The organism is Siccirubricoccus soli (assembly GCF_024178315.1).
GTDB classification, from domain to species: Bacteria; Pseudomonadota; Alphaproteobacteria; order Acetobacterales; family Acetobacteraceae; genus Siccirubricoccus; species Siccirubricoccus soli.
In genome coordinates this window covers 1-15,314 of record NZ_JAMZIK010000045.1, presented here as the reverse complement: position 1 = coordinate 15,314, position 15,314 = coordinate 1, and the positions used below count along the sequence as shown (strand labels likewise).

Genomic DNA, 15,314 nt, shown 5'->3' with positions numbered 1-15,314 from the left:
AGGGTGTCGTTCGGGGCTTCGGAGAGGGCGGGCGACCGCCCGCGCGTATGCTCCGCCCGCTTATCGCAAGGCAGGCGACGGCTCGGGGCCGAGACAACATTGTCAACACGGGGCTCATGCCCAGCCCTCGGCGGCGGCGCCGTTGGCGTGGACCGTCACCCGGACCGCGCGGGTCTCGTCGAGCGGCAGGTAGAGCCAGGCGCGTCCGAACGGGCGCCGCGCCGTCGGCTCGCGCGCGACGGCGATACGGTAGCCCTCGGCGACGAACCTCTTCGCGGCCACGACCATCGGGTGCTCGTCGAGGCGCAGGCGGCGGCGGACGTCGGGCCGCACGGTCAGCGCGCCGGAGTCGCCGTCGATGGCGGTCGGCGTTCGGGAGTACTCGACGGCCTGGCGGAGGAGCCGGACGCTGTGCGGCCTGAGATGCGTCGGGAACGCGCCGGTGACGGCGACGTAGGCGGCGCGGTCGCGGAGGTCGTGGAACTCCTTGCGCTCCATCGGATCCTCGGAACCCTCCTTCGCCAGCACGGCCTCGAGGTCGTCGGATCCCGTCTCGTCGACGGGCTGCTTCGGATCCCGGGACGGGGCGGCCGTCCCGGTCTTCTTCGGCTTCGACATCGAAACCCTCCGTTGGCACAGCGGGTCAGCAAATTAGGCGGCATTTCGGGTTCCGGCAAGTGTCGGCCGCACAGCTGCGACGGCTGGATATTCACGGATTCACAGGCCCTTCCTCGTCGTCCCCCCGTTACTCCCCATCCGTGTATGACATCGTATGACATCCCGTGACTGGCCAGCGGGCCGGATTCACAGCCCCCGGGCCACCGGGGCGGCGGATCGCCCCTACGGCAGGATGCCGTGCGATGCCGTGGCCGCACGGTGCCGCACCGTATGGGCACGGTTGGATGCCGTAGCCTGCCGTGCCGACACGGCGCGGCGCGGGCAAAGGAAAGGGGGCGCGGCCACTGGCCCGCCCCCTTCGCTCGCCCATCGCTCCCCCGCAGGGTTCAGGCGGCCTCTTCGGCCTCCGCCTCGGCCGCGTCCGCCATGTCGCTCGGGCGCCATCCCGCGTCCCAGGCGGAGCAGGCGGCCTCGATGTAGGCGGGGATGCCGCGCGTCCCGGCCGAGAGGTCGGCCATGAACCGGGTCGAGAGGCCGAAGACGGCCCCCGCGCTCTGATTCGTCAGGCGGTTGCGCTTCTTCCAGACCTTGAACTCGGCGGCGGTCATCTCGGTGCTCCTCTGCTTCGATGGACGTCTCTGTTGACGACGATACGGTGCGCCACGCGCACTCTCAAGTCGTGGTTGCGCGCGTGGCGCACTCTTTGGGCTCCGTGTCACCGTCGTCTCCGAACAGCGCCCGCGCCAGGTGGGCGCGCTTGGCGCGGTAGACCGCGCAGCACCATTCCTGAGGCGAGACACCCTCGAGGACGGCGAAGGCGCCGGGGTAGCGCCGGTCGTCCTCAATCCTGAGCGTCGCGCCGGGCGGGACGAGGTGGCCGAAGACGAAGGCGAGCGCGGCGTCGCGCGACACGAAGATGCCCTTGTGCCGGACGGCAGCCCCCGCGCCGTCGCGCCACGCGACCATGTAGAGCGGCGACTTCCTGTCGCCCAGCGGCTTCGACCTGGGTCTTGGCACGCTGCGCTCCTGTGTGGGCTGCTCAAGGCTGTCGACCATCCACGCATACGACGCCCCCGTTTGACACGGTTTCACTGCTTGACCGGTTCGACGCATGCGGGCAACATGCGCGCCGCACGGGGAGCGCGCAGGCGCGCGGTGCGCGGCGGGGAACGGCATGGCGGATCAGGGGCCAGCAGTGGCGACGACGGCGGTTCGGGTGCGAGAGAACCCGGCCCGGCGCCGCGAGCGCATCGCCCGGGTCAGCCGCGCGCTCGCGCTCGCCGTCGTGCGCACCGGCCCGGAGGACCGCCGGGGCCTGCCTTTCGGGCGGGTCGTCGCCGAGGGCCTGCGCGCGCTCCGGCCGAACCTCGTCGCCGACGTCTCCGGCGCCGTGCTCGACGCGGCCGCAGCGGCCGCGCTGGAGGCCGTGGCCGAGATGGACGGCGGCAACCTGGCCGAGCTGCGCGCCCAGATCGCGCAGCTCCGCGCCCGCCTGCCGCTGGCCTACCGCGTCGGCGAGCAAGACCTCGCGCGCATGCGCGAGATGCGTGCGCAGGGGCGCACCTTCCGCGAGATCGCCGAGGACACCGGCCTCTCCGTCGAGCAGGTCCGCTACCTCCTCGGCGCCAAGAAGCGCGGCGGCGGCCGGGCGCTGCTCCCCGCCCCCGACGAGCGGCAGCGAATAGCCGGTCCCGAGGACTGACGCGCCCCCTCCACGTCCGGCGGTGGGGCGTCCCACGCGATCCACCCCGAACGCCGCGCAGGAGAGCGCACCATGTCCATCCTGTTCTACGGAGACCCGCACGGCGAGTGGCGACCACTGCTCGCGGCCTGCTCGGACCGCCGACCGTCGGCCGTCGTCCTGCTCGGCGACTGCGACCTGTCTAGGCCGCTGCGGGAGACCATCGCGCCGGTCTTCGCCGGGGGCATCCGCGTCCTCTGGATCCCCGGCAATCACGAGAGCGACGACCACGCTTGGCACGCGAACCTCTTCGACGACCACACGGCCGGGAACATCCACGCCCGCTGGGACCACGCGGGCGGCCGCATCGTCGGAGGCCTCGGCGGCGTGTTCCGGGGCCAGGTGTGGTACCCGCTCAAGGGGCCGCGCGACGACGCTGGGGAGCCGGAGCCGCGCATCCGCTCGCGCGCCGAGTACCTGCGCGCGCTGCGGCCGCAGGAGCGCTGGCGCAAGGGCGTCCCGTTCCGGCACACGACGACCATCTTCCCCGAGGACGTCGAGGCCGCCTTCGACGGCATTCGGCTCGACGTCCTCGTCACGCACGAGGCGCCGAGCTGCCACCAGCACGGCTTTGGGGCCATCGACCGGCTGGCCGAGCGGACCCGCGCGCGGCTCGTGGTGCACGGCCACCACCACCGGTCCTACGAGGACGAGCTGCCGGGCGGCGTGCGGGTGCGCGGCCTCGGCAGGGCAGAGCCCTGGTGGCTCGAGGAGGGAGCATGACGGCGCGGGCGGCGGGCAGGCGCTTCGTGCGGTGCCGCTGCGGCCGGGTCTACGGGGTGCTCGCGCCCTCCGAGCTGGGCCGGGCGCGTCCAGGGCCGGAGGAGGCGCGGTGCGCCCTGCCGGACTGCGGGACCCCCGTTGGGCGGATGGAGCCTATCTCTCTCGAGGAGGCGGCGGCGACCGCGCCGCCCGGCGGGACGATCCGGCCGCTGCCCCCGAACCCTCGGAAAGTGCGCGAGGTGCCTTGACTTGCCTCCGGTTCACCTAGACTATTGGACAACAGCAGGCCCGACGAACGCCGCGCTGGTTCTTCAAGGGTGAAGGACAACTCGGCCCGCCGTGCTCCCCGTAGCGGGCCGATCCAATTCTAGGGCGCGCAGGCGGCCTGGGTGCGGCCTCCAGTCTGCAGACGACCTCACCCGGCGACTGGCGCCCTCCACCCGTCGCAGCCGGTCAGCTCACCAAACTTGCGTGACGGGAACAGCGCGGTCCTCCGGATTCTGGCCGCCTCCAAGGGGCTCGTTATGGCCCCTTCGTGGTCGATGGGCTCGACGGTTTGGTGGCCGTGGGCGATGAGGTGCCTGCGGGCGATCTTCTCCGGCAGGAACCCCAGGCTCCCCAGGCTCGACAGCGGGACGAGCGCCTCGATGACGCAAGGCACTCCCACGCTCCGCAGCGCTGCGCCCGTTTCCGGGTCGTCCTCGTGGGAGTTGTAGAGGGCCTCCCCTCCCCAGTGTCGGAAGAACCGGCCGATGCCCAACTCTCCGGCGTGCCGGGGCGGGAAGAAGCAGAACCACACACGTCCGGCTCTCGACGGCTCACGCGCCTGATGCCTGGCCTTCAGCTTCCCGGCCATGGTCTCGGTCAGGAGACCGGCCGCAACCACGGCGTCCAACCTCCGCTCGAGCATCGCGGCATCCATTGGCTGCATGCCGCCTGAGCGAATGTGAGCGATCTCGTCCTCGGTCAGCCGGGTGCAGTGCCAGCCGACAAGCGAGTACTGCCGCAGCAGGGACTCGAGGCCATACACGGCGCGGTCGTATCCCGCTCCGGTGGCCCATTCGCGCTTGGTTTCCCAGTCGAGGAAGAAGTCATGGTGCTGGGCCAGGTATGCCCGGAGGACCTCCGGCCAGCTGGCGGGCGCCTCCAGGTCGAGTGGTGCAGAGTTCACAGGAAATCCTTGCCCGCGTGGTCGCGGAACAGTTCGGCGTCGCGGACGTATCCCGACAGGACGTCGAGGCTCTTGTGGCGGCTGACCTCGCGCATCTTGAAGATGGAGGCGCCAGCACGCGCGGCCGCCGTCAGGAACCCGGCCCGCAGGCTGTGCCCGGCGAAGTCCGCGGGGTCGTAGCCCGCCGCCTCGACGCGGGCCTTCACCACGCGCGCGACGGCGCGGTCCGACATCGGGTCCATAGTCGGCATCCCGAGGCGGTCGAGGCGCCGGAACAGGGGACCGTCCTCGACCATCGCGCGGGCCATCCAATCCTCGAGCAGCGCGACCGGGCGCAGGCGGCGGCCCTCCGGGATGGCGATGGTCTCCCCCTTCCCTTCCTGGTCGGCCTTCGACCGACGGACGGCTACGCGCAGCCCCTCGGGCACGCGGGCGACGTCCGAGACCTCGAGAGCCACGATCTCCGACCGCCGGAGCGCCGAGGCCATCCCGAAGGCGATGAGGGCGCGGTCTCGCACGGAGCGCAGGTCGTCGCCCTGGATGGCGCGCAGGACGTCGCGGAGAATGTCCGCGTCGGCGGCCGCCTTCTTCGTCGGCGGGGTCGCGCGCGACCGGCGGATTCCGGCCATGACCTCGAGGATGACGGCGGCGCCCTCGCCCTTCTGCGGCGCCTGCTGGCCCGCCCGCCGGTGGGCCCAGCCGATGGCGGCGAGGCGGCGGCCGACGGTCAGGGGCGCGAGGCCGCGCCCGGCCAGCCAGCCAAGAAACGAGGCCACCGCGCGCGCGTCCGCCGGGAGCGGCTCGACGCCGACCTCGCGGCACCACGCCTGGAACAGCGCCCAGTCCCGCTCGTAGGCGTGGCGCGTCGCGGCCGCGCGGGACGCCTCGGCGAACCCGGCCGCCTTCTCGACGCTCTCGCGGGCCAGCTCGGCGCCGGTGGACGGCAGGCCGCCCGCCGCGCCGGTGCGCGTCAAGGCGCGGGTCACGCCGCCACCCCGATCCGGGCCTTGCGCCAGATACGACGCCGGAGGGCCTCGTCGCGGAGGCACGGCAGCGACACGGAAAGCGGCGAGGTCGAGCGCAGCGCGTCCCAGCGCTCCCCGCGCCGGGTGATCTCGCGCCGGAGCCTGTCCGGCGGCAGCCCGAGCAGCCTGTCCCACTCCTCGAAGTCCCGGTGGATGCGTCCCTCCTCGGCGAGGCGGCCCATCCAGAGGCGCGCGGCCGCGAGGATCTCACCGGCGCGGCCAGGGTCGGCCATGGCGCGCGCGACGGCGCGGTGCATGACGAGCTTGGCCCTGTCGTTCACCGCCTCGGCATCTGGGCGACCGACGCTCACCCCTGCCCCCACGCGGCGAGGACCGCGCGCGCCGTGGCGGCGTCGCGGTCGGAGGGCCGGATGGCGACCGCGACACCGTGCTCCGCGGCCAGCGCGTAGAGCTCCAGCGCGTGCGCGGCACCGGTCAGGGCGACCGTGCGCTCGGGCGCCATCCGCCCCGCTTGCCACGCGGCGAGGGCACTCCGGACCACGTCCGCCGGGTCCACGTCCAGAAGGTCGCGGATCTCCTCGTCCGTGAACGCCATCTGCCGCAGCGCCAAGACGCGGCTCAGGTCAACCGCCTCATCACCCGCCATCAGCACCCCCGAACGCCTCTGCCAGCGCCCGCTCGAACTCCTCCCGGAGCGTGCCGGAGCGTGGCCTCGTCCATCCTGCCCCAGCGCCTGCCGAAGGCGGCCGCGTGGATGAGCTCGGCGCGCACCCAGGACGCGACCGTCCCGGGCTCGTTCGGGTCCAGCAGCCCCAGCGCGCGGGCCCGCTTCTGCCGGTCGATGACGGTGGCGTCGATCACCAGCTCGGCCGCGACCAGCCTCCCGGCTGGCGCCGCGGGCCAGCATGCGCTCGACCACGCTCTCACGCAGATCCCCCGCCATCCCGTCCCCCGACCCCGTGTCCGGGAATCGGGTTTCCTGGACACAGCCGCAGTAGCACAGAACGATCGGGCCAGGGAATCGGGAACGACGCGAGGATAGGGGAGGGCGGGGCGATGGACGGGCACGGGGCAGGGGGCGCGGCGCCGCGCTGGGAGCCGGTCGGCTTCCCGGTCGGCTGGGAGCGGCGCGGCGAGGCTGGCCTGGCCGACTACCTCGCCTGGGCGGAGGCGCCTCCCGGCTGGCGGCTGTCGCACGGCGGCCGGGAGCTCGCCGTGGCGCCGGATGGGGCAGGTCGGTGGAGCTGGACGGTCCGTGGCGAAGGCGTGGAGGTCCGGGGTGAGGAGACGAGCTGGGCGGCCGCGATGGAAAGAGCCTGGGCCGCGTGCTGACGGCCGGGGGGACGAACGGTAAGAAGGACGTTCCCCGAAACGTCCCGAGCTGATGCGCACATTCATCGCCAACTTCGGCAAAGAGAACTTCGCCTGGCCTGCCTGCCTGTCCCGCGGGACCATCGCGGTCCTCGACGACGAGGAGATCCACCGCTTCTGGGAGGCTAGGAACCGGCAAGGCTACATCGCCTACGCCCGGAAGCACCTGAAGACGGCGGGCGGCATCACGGTCCCGCGCCCGGTGGCGAGCCGGTGGTACAACCTGAACGACCTGCTCTTCGAGACCGACGGCGACGTCTGGATCCACCGCCAGCGCGGCGAGCTCTGGTGGACCCGCTCGACCGGCGCCGAGCCGGAGCGCGAGGTCATCGTTGACCCCAAGCCCCGCAAGGGGAACGCGACGGGCAAGGTCGTCGTCTACCACAAGCGTTGCACCGGCTGGTCGGACCGCGACAGCAAGGGACGCCCGCTCCGCTGGGACGCGCTGCACCCGCGCGCGAAGGAGTTCCTGTTCACCGAGGGCACCTTCCAGTGCCTCGGCTCCGACAACGCCGCCTACGCCATCGCGCTCATCGAGGGCGAGGACCTGTCGGCGTGGCACGGCCGCGCGGACTGGAAGTCGAAGCAGGAGCGCGCGAAGAAGTCGCCGGTCACCTACGCCGACGCGCGGAAGAAGACGATCATCCGCATGGCGATGACCGCCATGGCGACCGCGGCGCAGAGCGGCGCCATCGTCACGACGACGCGCAAGGACAAGGAAGTCCGCTTCCCGACGCAGCTCGCGCTGGAGAACCACATTGGCGCCCTGATGGAAGCGCAGGAGGGGCTGTGCGCCCTGACCGGCCTCGAGATGCAGCTCGACGGTGGCGACGACCCGGCCCTCTGCTACTCGCTCGACCGCATCGACTCCGACGGCCACTACGAGGCCGGGAACCTGCAGCTCGTCTGCAAATTCGCCAACGCCTGGAAGGGAGCGACGGCGAATGCCGAGTTCCGCCGCCTCGTCGAGATGATCCGCGCGTCGGGCGCCTGAGCTTTCTTGAGAGCCCCACCCCACCCTTTCGGCAGGGACGCCGAAGGGGGAGGGGGCGCTGCGGGCGCTGACACGGGCATCTCCTGACTGGCTGAGCACTCCTCTCGCCACTGTGGCATCTGAATTCCGGGGGCGACGCGGACGTAGGTGGCCCATGCGTGCCGCTGCGGCCGCCGTTCGCCTTCCACGGGCACTGCGAGCCACAGGAAGCCTGCCGAACCAGACCTATCCCGTCACTTCCTCCGCGATGCTCGCGCGCTCTGGCGGTTGTGGGCCGCTATCCTCTTCTTGTTCTTGGCTTGCTTCGCCGCCCTCTGCGCCATGCGCTCCATGTCGGCCCCCGTCAGTTCGGGCGGCCAGTGCGAATCGAGCACGGTCATCAGCCGTCCGCTCCGCAGCGTAGTCAGGGACCTCGGGTCATGGCCCTTGGCGACCAATCCAGCCCAGAGCCGCCGACGGTCGCGGACGATGGACGCCGCGTTTCGGTCCTCGGCCGCGACCAGATCCTTACCGGTCAACCCGAACATGCTGATCCCGGTAAGAAAATCCTGGTGCTCCTCAAGCTTCTCCGCGCAGGCGACAGCGAAGGCGGGACCCGGCCCTATCTCGTCGGCAGCGAAGCGTGCCTCTTGCAGCCCCTTTACCGGCATGCAGATCTCGAAAGGCCATGCCGGATCGCGTCGGTGCAGCAGCCAGTTCGCCTGCCGGAAGTGGAGCGCGTCACCGGGTCCCTTGACCTCGACAAATCGCCAGTCGTCCGGTCGTGCGCAGAGCAGGTCGGGCCGGTAGCAGCTGACAGGGTAGTCGCGGGGGGGGCAGGTAGTTGAGGGTGAGAGCCTCCTCGGCCTTCCGGGTTGTCGTGATCCAGGCCCGAAACACCGCATTGGGGAGTGGCGGCAGAGCAGGTTCTGGTAGCGCAGGAGGTCCGAGAGGTTGGTCGCCAGCGCGTGGCGCACCCGCTCGTCCTCGACGCCCGCGATGAGGCGGCAGCTCGCCTCGAGCCCCAGAAGCTGCCGGGCGCTGAACATATGCCGGTACCGCGCGTAGCCCCAGCGGTGCAGCCGGTCAGTCTCGTCGCCCGGCAGGATCTCGTCCTCCGGCACGAAGCGCGGCTCCGCGGCCGACCATCGGGCTTCGGCCTCTGCGACCTGGGCCAGGTCGGCCTCGTCCGGCCTCTTGAAGAAGCGGCCGCTGTGCTCCGCCTTGCGCTCCGAGTTGTAGTACTCGATGGCGAACGGCCGGTGGCGGGGCGGCCCGGCGTCGGACCTCGGGAAGCGGTTGACGTGGCCGCAATGCTGGCAGGCGCACTTTCCACGCTTCGCCGGTCCGTCCAGCCGCAGCTCGGCCGTGCACCTCACTCATCACCGGCGACCACGTACCGAACTTTCCCGACCACCGGCCGGGGCGGGGCACCCCGAAACCTGAGCGCCAACCGGCGCCGATCTCTCCCGACCGCCCTTCTTGTGTCGGCCGGAGCCTGCTTCCTCCCGCTGGAGTCGCTCCTCGGAGTCGCGGGCCGAACTTTTCCGACCTCGTGGCTTGACCCCGAGAACCACACAGCAGGTCGATCGTAACGCTGGGAGCCGAACCCCGGCCAGACCACCGAACCATCCCGACCTGTCAATTTGGCCTGAAATCGGCGAATTCAGCAACTTGGGAGAGTTATACGCCGAACTTTCGCGGACATACTATCAATGGGAATCTATCTTAACCCTTTCATTGCCCTGGGTCGGGAAGGTTCGGCGCCGTGTCGGGAAAGTTCGGTCTTCCCGGGAGACCACTGGGCCCGGCAAGTTGAGCAGCATGGCTCAAGGGCGCAACAAACAAGGGCAGATCGACCTGTTCCCGGGAGAGGATCCAGTGTTGGATCCCGCTCCGGTTGGCGCCGACGCGACCGTGCATGACATCCTGCGAGAGAAAGGAGGCAGGAAGGGGGCTGCGGTCTACGCCATGGCTACGCTGCCCGAACCAGGGCGCCGGGCACCCGTTGACCTGCTCGCGGGTCCACGTGGCCCCCGCATCATCATGGCCGCCGCCGAAACCGCCGAGGCGCTCGCAGCAACGGGGGCGCAAGAGGGCGCCGCGGGCTATGTCTACAGCGGCTGGTGCCTGCTGGGCCTCCCCTTCCGCAAGCCCAAGGGACAAGCCGAACACGCCTGGCGCATCGATACCCACTACGCGGCCATCGTCGTCGAGGGTGGCTCCAAGGCGATGGACGACGGCAGCCTTCGACAGGTGGGGGTCCCGTTTGGCGCCTACGCCCGTCTCATCCAGGTTGCGATCGGCAGCGACTGCCTTGAGCGCGGCAGCCGCGACATCGAACTCGGGACAACGGCCTACGCCGTCCTACGGCGTCTTGGGCTTCCGGACGGCGGGAAGGTCGCCGACTCTGTGCTCGAGCAGATGGAGAGACTGGCCCGCTGCCGGGTATCATTCCGCATCGGCTCCGATACCAAGGGCTTCGTTATAAACGACCGGATCATCGAAGCTTTCGAGTACGACACCGATAGTAGCCGACGCCCCTTCATCCGGCGGCTACGGCTCTCGCAGGCGTACTACGACAGCCTCCAGCGGCATCCGGTGGTCATCGACCGCGACGCGGTGGGGCGGATCCGCAACTCGGCCCTGGCACTCGATGTCTACCTGTGGCTCTGCTACCGCCTCCCGGCCCTCGATGAGGATACGCCCATCTCCTGGGCCGCCCTGCGGGCGCAATTCGGGCACGGCGTCACCGCCTTGAAACACTTCAAGGCACCGTTCGCCGAGTCTCTTGAGCTGGCGCGGTCGGTCTATCCGGCCGCCCAGTTTGAGGTTGTCCCCCAAGGAATCATCCTCCGGCCCTCCCCACCGCCGAAGAAAACCCGCCTCATCGGCACCGCCTGAGGTCGGAAAAGTTCGGCGAGTCCTTGCGCTGAGGTCCGCGCTACTCCTCCGGCAACCGGGGATTGCCGAAGCCGAAGGTTCTAGGACGTGAATCACGAGGATTGGGATGAGTTAGCCGACGCCCTGCGGGCGCGGGCGCCCCGTGACGCCTCCGACCTGCCGGAGGCAGTGGACCGCGCAGCGCGCGTGCTGAAGGTCGGCGAGGACGTCTGGCCGAGGGGCAGCCTGCCGTGGCTGGCCGAGGTGGCCCGCTTGGCCTTCGATCTCGGCGCCGTGCCGGAGGCCCAGACGGCGCTCCTGGCAGCGGAGGCCAGGGTGGACGCCGTCCTCGCCAAGCTGGCCGACCTGCGCGACGCGCTGGCAGAGGCGAGGGAGGCCATGCAGGACGGCGACGAGGCGCAGTTCGAGGACGCGCTCGCGGTGGTGACCGGCACGCTTGGTGAATTGAAGCAATCTGACGTCGGGGAAGTTCGGTGAAGCTCAAGCGCGAGGCCAGGACACTCAAGGTGAAGTCCCTCTGCTCGCTCCGGAGGGCGGTGACCGCCTTCAACGGCTGCGACGAGGACGGCCGCGTGACCACGGTCCTACTGCACCTGCAGCACTCGGCCGAGATGCTCCTGAAGGCCATCCTGGTGCAGAAGGGCGCTCGCGTGTTCGACCCGCAGAGCCGGACGAGCATCGGGTTCGCCAAGTGCCTCAACCTGGCGGGACAGCACTGCAAGTTGACGGAGGAGGAAGCCGGTCTCCTGCGCGCGGTGGACGCCTTCCGCGACGCGGAGCAGCACTGGCTGCTCGTGGTGCCCGAGGACATCCTATACCTGCACGCTCGCGGGTTCGTAACCATCTTCGACGACCTCTTGAAGCGGTCCCTTGGCGACACCCTCGCCGACCATCTGCCCTCAAGGGTGCTGCCCATCGCCACGCGGCCGCCCAGTGACTTCGCCCTTCTGGTGGATCGCGAGTACCGGCAGATCCGCGAGCTGTTGAAGCCCGGCAAGCGGCAGCGGGACGACGCGCGCGGCCGCATCCGAACTCTGCTGGCGATGGAGAGCCATGTCGCCGACATCGAGCTCAGCGAGGCCGACATCGACCGGGTCGAGCGCGCCATACGCGCCGGACGTCCGCGCTCGGAGGTATTTCCCCGTCTTGGCGGTCTCGCGACCCAGGTCACCGGCGAGGGCGTCGAGGTGAAGGTCCGCTTTACCAAGGGTAGTGACGGAGCTCCGGTGCGCTTCGTCCCGGCCGACGACCCGACGGAGGCGGCTGCCGTGCGCGAGGTGGACCTTCAGCGCCGGTTCCGCTTCTCGGCCACCGAGCTGGCCAAGCTGTTGAAGACGAACATGCACGAGGCCCTGCTCTTGAGGCGTCACCTCAAGGTGGACACCGACAAGGACTGCATGCACGTCTTCATGTTCGGCTCCTCGAAGCACCCCCGCTACTCCGACACGGCGCTGAAGCGGATCAGGGCCGCGGTGGAGGCGGAACCGGGCCTGCTGGCTCGGCTGAAGGGCAGGAAGGCCGCGGCCGTCGCGCCCGCCAAGGCGGCGTGACCACGGGAGGCGAGGCGGCCAGCAGGTGAGACACCAGATGTCCGACAGCCACGCGATGGATGCCCAGCAGGCCAAAGCCGCCCGCGCCCTGGTTGGCAGGTTCGAGGTCGTCCTCGCCTTCCCGGTCCTCTACGCAGGCTGGGAGTGCGACCCGACCGCATGGATCGGGCGCGACGCCGACGGACGCCTGCACGGGCTCACCACGGGCCACGGCGCCGTCTGCAGCATGTCGGCCGACGAACTGCTCGAGCGCCTCGAGGAATACCGCCGCGTCGCTGCCCTCACCCAGCGCGCGCTGCTCATGCTCCGTAAGCAGGAAGGCGGGGCCTGACGCCGAGCCGCGTCCAGAGATTGCCCAGCACCGGCCCGCACATGAGACCGCGCCGCGCCAGCTCGGGCGGCGTCCCCTCGACAGTCCGGCCGATCGGCTCCGGCAGGAACCAGGCGTCGCCGAGGCACCACTCCGGCGGCGACTCACCTGCGAGCCGGGCGAGGTGCTCCGCCAGGCCGCCGATGTGCGCCCGCTGCCACGGGACGTCCGGGAGCGGGGGCTCCTCCTCGAAGGCCGCGCGCGGCACCGGCAGCGTGGGATCCCCGTCCGCCCACCCGGCCGCCGCGACGGCGCGGGCGAGATGGTCGACGAACTCCTTAATGGCCGAGGTGTGGTCCTGCCCCCGCGCGATGTTCTCGGCGACGAGGCGCAGCGACGCCGGGAAGGGAAGCGGCTCCACGGCGCCGTCGTATCACGGGCCGGGCAGCCGCGGAGCCCGTAGTCGGCCCATTCCGGCAGATGATCTGGCTCTCGAAAGCGGCTATTGGCGCGTTGGGCAGGGTGGACCGGCCCTCTATGCAACAGTGGTGGCGGATGAGCCTGGTCGACCCCGAATGCTTCCTGAGGTTTCATGGTAGTGAGCAGCCGGTCTGCGCCCGCTGCTTCGAGGACGACGACCTAAGGAAGGTCATCAAGGCCCACGGCGGCCCCCGGGGTTGCGATTACTGCGGCCGCAAGGACGCTGCGACAATCCCGCTCGGCGAGATCGCCGCGTACATCCAGGAGCGCATGGGGAAGTTCTACGGCAAGGCTGTGGATCAGCTGCCCTATGAGAGCCGCGAGGGTGGTTACCAGGGCTGGCATACCGACACCTACGACCTCCTGTTCGAGACAATCGGCCTCGATCTGCCGCGCGATGGTGACAACAGGCTCCGCGAAGACCTGGTCGGCGAGCTAGAGGACGACGTGTGGTGCGAGTACGACTGGTTGGTCCTCGAACCCGACGACAGCCTCCGTTCCTCGTGGGGGCGGTTTTGCAGTGTCGTGAAGCACAGCCGTCGCTTCTTCTTCCACAACATCGACTCAGGGAAGGACAGAGATCCTGATACCCGGTCACCGCTGGAGTTCTTGAGCGAGGTCTGCGGGCTCGTCGAACGGCAGCGGCTGATCCGGACCGAGCGCAAGGGCTACAAGCTCTTTCGCGCCAGGCCACGCAAGGCGCGCGAGCGCCACACCACGGCCGCCGCTCTGGGTCCCCCGCCGCCTGAGTACGCCCTGCAGTCAAACCGCATGAATCCGCCCGGCATTCCGATGTTCTACGGCGCCGAGAATGCGGCACTTGCCACGGCGGAGACGCGGGAGAAGCTAGTTTCGGTCGGGACTTTCGAGACGAAACGCCCGATCCGCCTCCTCGACCTTGCAGACCTGCCGCCGGTGCCCGGCTTCTTCTCAGAAACCCACCGCATGGACCGCCTGACCATGGGCTTCCTGCACCAGTTCGCGCGCATCATCGTCCAGCCGGTTCCCAGGAACGACCGGGTCCACGTGGATTACATCCCCACCCAGGTCTTCACCGAGTTCCTCCGGGACTACCCGTTCCGAGGTGGCCGTATCGACGGCCTGCGCTACCGCAGCGCGACCGGGAAGAAAGGAGCCAACGTCGTCCTGTTTGCCGGACCCAAGGAGGTGGAAGGGGCGACCGGGGACGACGAATTTGGGACGCCCCCGAAGACTTGGCTGAGGCTCGCCAGCGTCCGCCACAAGAGCCTGTCGCCCTAGGCACCCGTCCGTCGCGCGTAGGCCGCCCGCGCCCGCTCGACTTGGTCCCACCCGGCCACCTCGACGCCGCGCGCCCGGGCCGAGCGGATGCGGCTGAAGAGGCGGCGCCGCGCGTCCTCGTCCTCGGGGAAGAGGACCCAGAGCAGCGCGGGCGGCAGCTCGCCGCGGTCGGCGGCCCGGTCGATGGCGAGGTAGACGGTCCGGCGATGGACGCCGAAGGCGTCGGCGATCTGCGCGAAGCCATAGCCCGCCGCCCTCTGCGACAAGATGTCGCGGAGCTCGGGAGCCGGTCGCCGGTCGAACTTGTAGGTGCGGGTCGTCATGCGAGAACGCTCGGGCCGACGCTGGCAAGCGACAACCAGAGGTTCCTAGGGAGCCTCGTCCCAGAGGGCGGTCCCGAGCTCGGAGACGGACCGGAACGCCTCCTCGAAGGCCGTCCGCTCGCCGTAGACCATCCGCCCGAGGAACAGGGTGTAGGAGGCGTGGCACTCCGCGTCCCGCTCCAGGTGATCGAGCGCGCGCCTGGTCCAGCCCCGCGGATCCTCCCGGTAGGCCGGGAACCAGCTCGCGAACTGCTCCGCGTCCGAGGAGGCGATCTCGCGGGCGAGCTGGAGGACGGCCGGGCGGTCCACCTTCCCCAGCAGCCAGTGCAGGTCGTAGACGTGGCGGACGAGGAAGGGATCGTGCGCGTCGGGCTTGGTCCCCTCGAGGTCACCGGCGGTCCGACGCGTCAGGGACACCAGCTTCTCCGCCGCGGTCTCCTCGATGGACACGCACTCGAGGTCGGCGATCTCGGCATCCGTGCGGGTCGCCAGGTTGACGAAGGACCGCACGCTCCGACGCACCGTCAGCAGCCGCGGCGGCGAGTAGGTCAGCTCGACCAGCAGGTGCGGCCGCAGGGGGCCGTCGACCTCCTCGGGGGCGCGGTACCAGACCTCGAACTGGACGTTCCGGTTGTCGTTCTTCGCGATCACCTCCGGGTCTCGGTACCCGGCTCCCACGATGGCGGCCTGGACCGCTGCCTTGACCCCTCTGAACCGCGCCGGGTTTGCCGGAGGCTCCGAACCTTGAGAGGTTGGAGCCATGACGAAGAAGACGTCGAACCGATTTTCGCCTGAGGTGAGGCAGCGGGCGGTCCGGATGGTGCTGGATCACGGAGGCGACCACGCCTCGCAGTGGTCGGCCATCGGCTCGATCGCGGCGAAGATCGGCTGCACAGCCGAGACC

At 70.3% G+C, this 15,314-nt stretch carries 20 protein-coding genes and 1 pseudogene; 10 read left to right on the top strand and 11 right to left on the bottom strand.

The annotated features are described in order from the left end of the window. Nucleotides 1–114: 114 nt before the first annotated feature. The 3 genes from NJ376_RS07850 to NJ376_RS07840 form a co-directional block, all read right to left on the bottom strand. On the bottom strand, nt 115–618 hold the full coding sequence (locus NJ376_RS07850) for a hypothetical protein (protein WP_252952691.1): 504 nt from the start codon (nt 616–618) through the stop codon (nt 115–117). Nucleotides 619–1,004: 386 nt separating this feature from the next. Next, nucleotides 1,005–1,226: a hypothetical protein gene (locus tag NJ376_RS07845; RefSeq protein WP_252952690.1), complete on the bottom strand. Its 222-nt coding sequence runs from the start codon at nt 1,224–1,226 to the stop codon at nt 1,005–1,007. A gap of 64 nt (nt 1,227–1,290) precedes the next feature. Continuing rightward, nucleotides 1,291–1,674 carry a hypothetical protein gene (locus NJ376_RS07840; protein ID WP_252952689.1) on the bottom strand — a complete coding sequence of 128 codons (384 nt, stop codon included), beginning with the start codon at nt 1,672–1,674 and terminating at the stop codon, nt 1,291–1,293. Between the two features lie 118 nt (nt 1,675–1,792). Here NJ376_RS07840 and NJ376_RS07835 point away from each other — a divergent pair, with 118 nt between their 5' ends. Further along, the gene (locus NJ376_RS07835) at nt 1,793–2,320 is read left to right on the top strand and encodes a hypothetical protein (protein ID WP_252952688.1); all 528 of its coding nucleotides are present in this window, start codon (nt 1,793–1,795) and stop codon (nt 2,318–2,320) included. Between the two features lie 72 nt (nt 2,321–2,392). After that, nucleotides 2,393–3,082 (top strand): metallophosphoesterase family protein, encoded by a 690-nt coding sequence (locus NJ376_RS07830; protein WP_252952687.1) that lies wholly within the window; start codon nt 2,393–2,395, stop codon nt 3,080–3,082. 415 nt (nt 3,083–3,497) lie between these two features. Here NJ376_RS07830 and NJ376_RS07825 read toward each other — a convergent pair whose 3' ends face one another. The 4 genes from NJ376_RS07825 to NJ376_RS07810 are packed head-to-tail and all read right to left on the bottom strand — an operon-like array spanning nt 3,498 to nt 5,885. Next, nucleotides 3,498–4,253 carry a hypothetical protein gene (locus tag NJ376_RS07825; RefSeq protein ID WP_252952686.1) on the bottom strand — a complete coding sequence of 252 codons (756 nt, stop codon included), beginning with the start codon at nt 4,251–4,253 and terminating at the stop codon, nt 3,498–3,500. After that, a complete protein-coding gene (locus NJ376_RS29220; RefSeq protein WP_252952685.1) occupies nt 4,250–5,239 on the bottom strand; it encodes a site-specific integrase in 990 nt (329 codons plus the stop codon). Before NJ376_RS29220 ends, NJ376_RS07825 begins: the two co-directional genes overlap by 4 nt. After that, nucleotides 5,236–5,589 (bottom strand): hypothetical protein, encoded by a 354-nt coding sequence (locus tag NJ376_RS07815; RefSeq protein ID WP_252952684.1) that lies wholly within the window; start codon nt 5,587–5,589, stop codon nt 5,236–5,238. The genes NJ376_RS29220 and NJ376_RS07815 overlap by 4 nt, the downstream gene beginning before the upstream one ends. Then, nucleotides 5,586–5,885: a hypothetical protein gene (locus NJ376_RS07810; protein ID WP_252952683.1), complete on the bottom strand. Its 300-nt coding sequence runs from the start codon at nt 5,883–5,885 to the stop codon at nt 5,586–5,588. The genes NJ376_RS07815 and NJ376_RS07810 overlap by 4 nt, the downstream gene beginning before the upstream one ends. Before the next feature lie 410 nt (nt 5,886–6,295). Between NJ376_RS07810 and NJ376_RS07805 the strand changes: the two genes are divergently transcribed. Then, nucleotides 6,296–6,571: a hypothetical protein gene (locus NJ376_RS07805; protein WP_252952682.1), complete on the top strand. Its 276-nt coding sequence runs from the start codon at nt 6,296–6,298 to the stop codon at nt 6,569–6,571. A 52-nt stretch (nt 6,572–6,623) separates the two neighbouring features. Beyond that, nucleotides 6,624–7,604 carry a hypothetical protein gene (locus NJ376_RS07800; protein WP_252952681.1) on the top strand — a complete coding sequence of 327 codons (981 nt, stop codon included), beginning with the start codon at nt 6,624–6,626 and terminating at the stop codon, nt 7,602–7,604. 233 nt (nt 7,605–7,837) lie between these two features. On the opposite strand, the gene NJ376_RS07795 is transcribed toward NJ376_RS07800, so the two are convergent. Continuing rightward, nucleotides 7,838–8,962: a hypothetical protein gene (locus NJ376_RS07795; protein WP_252952680.1), complete on the bottom strand. Its 1,125-nt coding sequence runs from the start codon at nt 8,960–8,962 to the stop codon at nt 7,838–7,840. A 445-nt stretch (nt 8,963–9,407) separates the two neighbouring features. Here NJ376_RS07795 and NJ376_RS07790 point away from each other — a divergent pair, with 445 nt between their 5' ends. The 4 genes from NJ376_RS07790 (at nt 9,408) to NJ376_RS07775 (ending at nt 12,368) form a co-directional block, all read left to right on the top strand. After that, nucleotides 9,408–10,487, top strand: coding sequence for a replication protein RepA (locus NJ376_RS07790; protein ID WP_252952679.1), 1,080 nt, complete (start codon nt 9,408–9,410; stop codon nt 10,485–10,487). A gap of 87 nt (nt 10,488–10,574) precedes the next feature. After that, complete coding sequence (locus NJ376_RS07785) at nt 10,575–10,964, top strand: hypothetical protein (protein WP_252952678.1); 390 nt, start codon at nt 10,575–10,577, stop codon at nt 10,962–10,964. Next, complete coding sequence (locus NJ376_RS07780) at nt 10,961–12,037, top strand: hypothetical protein (protein WP_252952677.1); 1,077 nt, start codon at nt 10,961–10,963, stop codon at nt 12,035–12,037. The genes NJ376_RS07785 and NJ376_RS07780 overlap by 4 nt, the downstream gene beginning before the upstream one ends. A gap of 37 nt (nt 12,038–12,074) precedes the next feature. Continuing rightward, nucleotides 12,075–12,368, top strand: coding sequence for a hypothetical protein (locus NJ376_RS07775; protein WP_252952676.1), 294 nt, complete (start codon nt 12,075–12,077; stop codon nt 12,366–12,368). On the opposite strand, the gene NJ376_RS07770 is transcribed toward NJ376_RS07775, so the two are convergent. Next, the gene (locus tag NJ376_RS07770; protein ID WP_252952675.1) at nt 12,337–12,768 is read right to left on the bottom strand and encodes a hypothetical protein; all 432 of its coding nucleotides are present in this window, start codon (nt 12,766–12,768) and stop codon (nt 12,337–12,339) included. The genes NJ376_RS07775 and NJ376_RS07770 overlap by 32 nt on opposite strands. A 134-nt stretch (nt 12,769–12,902) precedes the next feature. Between NJ376_RS07770 and NJ376_RS07765 the strand changes: the two genes are divergently transcribed. Then, entirely contained in the window at nt 12,903–14,087 is a 1,185-nt protein-coding gene (locus tag NJ376_RS07765; RefSeq protein WP_252952674.1) for a HEPN-associated N-terminal domain-containing protein, read from the top strand. Here the strand turns inward: NJ376_RS07765 and NJ376_RS07760 are convergent. Both NJ376_RS07760 and NJ376_RS07755 read right to left on the bottom strand, forming a co-directional pair. After that, a complete protein-coding gene (locus NJ376_RS07760; RefSeq protein ID WP_252952673.1) occupies nt 14,084–14,410 on the bottom strand; it encodes a helix-turn-helix domain-containing protein in 327 nt (108 codons plus the stop codon). The genes NJ376_RS07765 and NJ376_RS07760 overlap by 4 nt on opposite strands. Before the next feature lie 45 nt (nt 14,411–14,455). After that, complete coding sequence (locus NJ376_RS07755; RefSeq protein WP_252952672.1) at nt 14,456–15,172, bottom strand: nucleotidyl transferase AbiEii/AbiGii toxin family protein; 717 nt, start codon at nt 15,170–15,172, stop codon at nt 14,456–14,458. Between NJ376_RS07755 and NJ376_RS07750 the strand changes: the two are divergent. Then, a pseudogene (locus NJ376_RS07750) lies at nt 15,171–15,314 on the top strand (IS3 family transposase); the annotation flags it as partial. The gene NJ376_RS07755 and the pseudogene NJ376_RS07750 overlap by 2 nt on opposite strands.

Excerpts from the sequence above, each read along its gene's own strand:
- NJ376_RS07850 (WP_252952691.1), bottom strand. The coding sequence starts at position 618 with ATGTCGAAGCCGAAGAAGACCGGGACGGCCGCCCCGTCCCGGGATCCG.
- NJ376_RS07845 (WP_252952690.1), bottom strand. The coding sequence starts at position 1,226 with ATGACCGCCGCCGAGTTCAAGGTCTGGAAGAAGCGCAACCGCCTGACG.
- NJ376_RS07840 (WP_252952689.1), bottom strand. The coding sequence starts at position 1,674 with ATGGTCGACAGCCTTGAGCAGCCCACACAGGAGCGCAGCGTGCCAAGA.
- NJ376_RS07835 (WP_252952688.1), top strand. The coding sequence starts at position 1,793 with ATGGCGGATCAGGGGCCAGCAGTGGCGACGACGGCGGTTCGGGTGCGA.
- NJ376_RS07830 (WP_252952687.1), top strand. The coding sequence starts at position 2,393 with ATGTCCATCCTGTTCTACGGAGACCCGCACGGCGAGTGGCGACCACTG.
- NJ376_RS07810 (WP_252952683.1), bottom strand. The coding sequence starts at position 5,885 with ATGGCGGGTGATGAGGCGGTTGACCTGAGCCGCGTCTTGGCGCTGCGG.
- NJ376_RS07805 (WP_252952682.1), top strand. The coding sequence starts at position 6,296 with ATGGACGGGCACGGGGCAGGGGGCGCGGCGCCGCGCTGGGAGCCGGTC.
- NJ376_RS07800 (WP_252952681.1), top strand. The coding sequence starts at position 6,624 with ATGCGCACATTCATCGCCAACTTCGGCAAAGAGAACTTCGCCTGGCCT.
- NJ376_RS07790 (WP_252952679.1), top strand. The coding sequence starts at position 9,408 with ATGGCTCAAGGGCGCAACAAACAAGGGCAGATCGACCTGTTCCCGGGA.
- NJ376_RS07775 (WP_252952676.1), top strand. The coding sequence starts at position 12,075 with ATGTCCGACAGCCACGCGATGGATGCCCAGCAGGCCAAAGCCGCCCGC.
- NJ376_RS07765 (WP_252952674.1), top strand. The coding sequence starts at position 12,903 with ATGAGCCTGGTCGACCCCGAATGCTTCCTGAGGTTTCATGGTAGTGAG.
- NJ376_RS07760 (WP_252952673.1), bottom strand. The coding sequence starts at position 14,410 with ATGACGACCCGCACCTACAAGTTCGACCGGCGACCGGCTCCCGAGCTC.
- NJ376_RS07755 (WP_252952672.1), bottom strand. The coding sequence starts at position 15,172 with ATGGCTCCAACCTCTCAAGGTTCGGAGCCTCCGGCAAACCCGGCGCGG.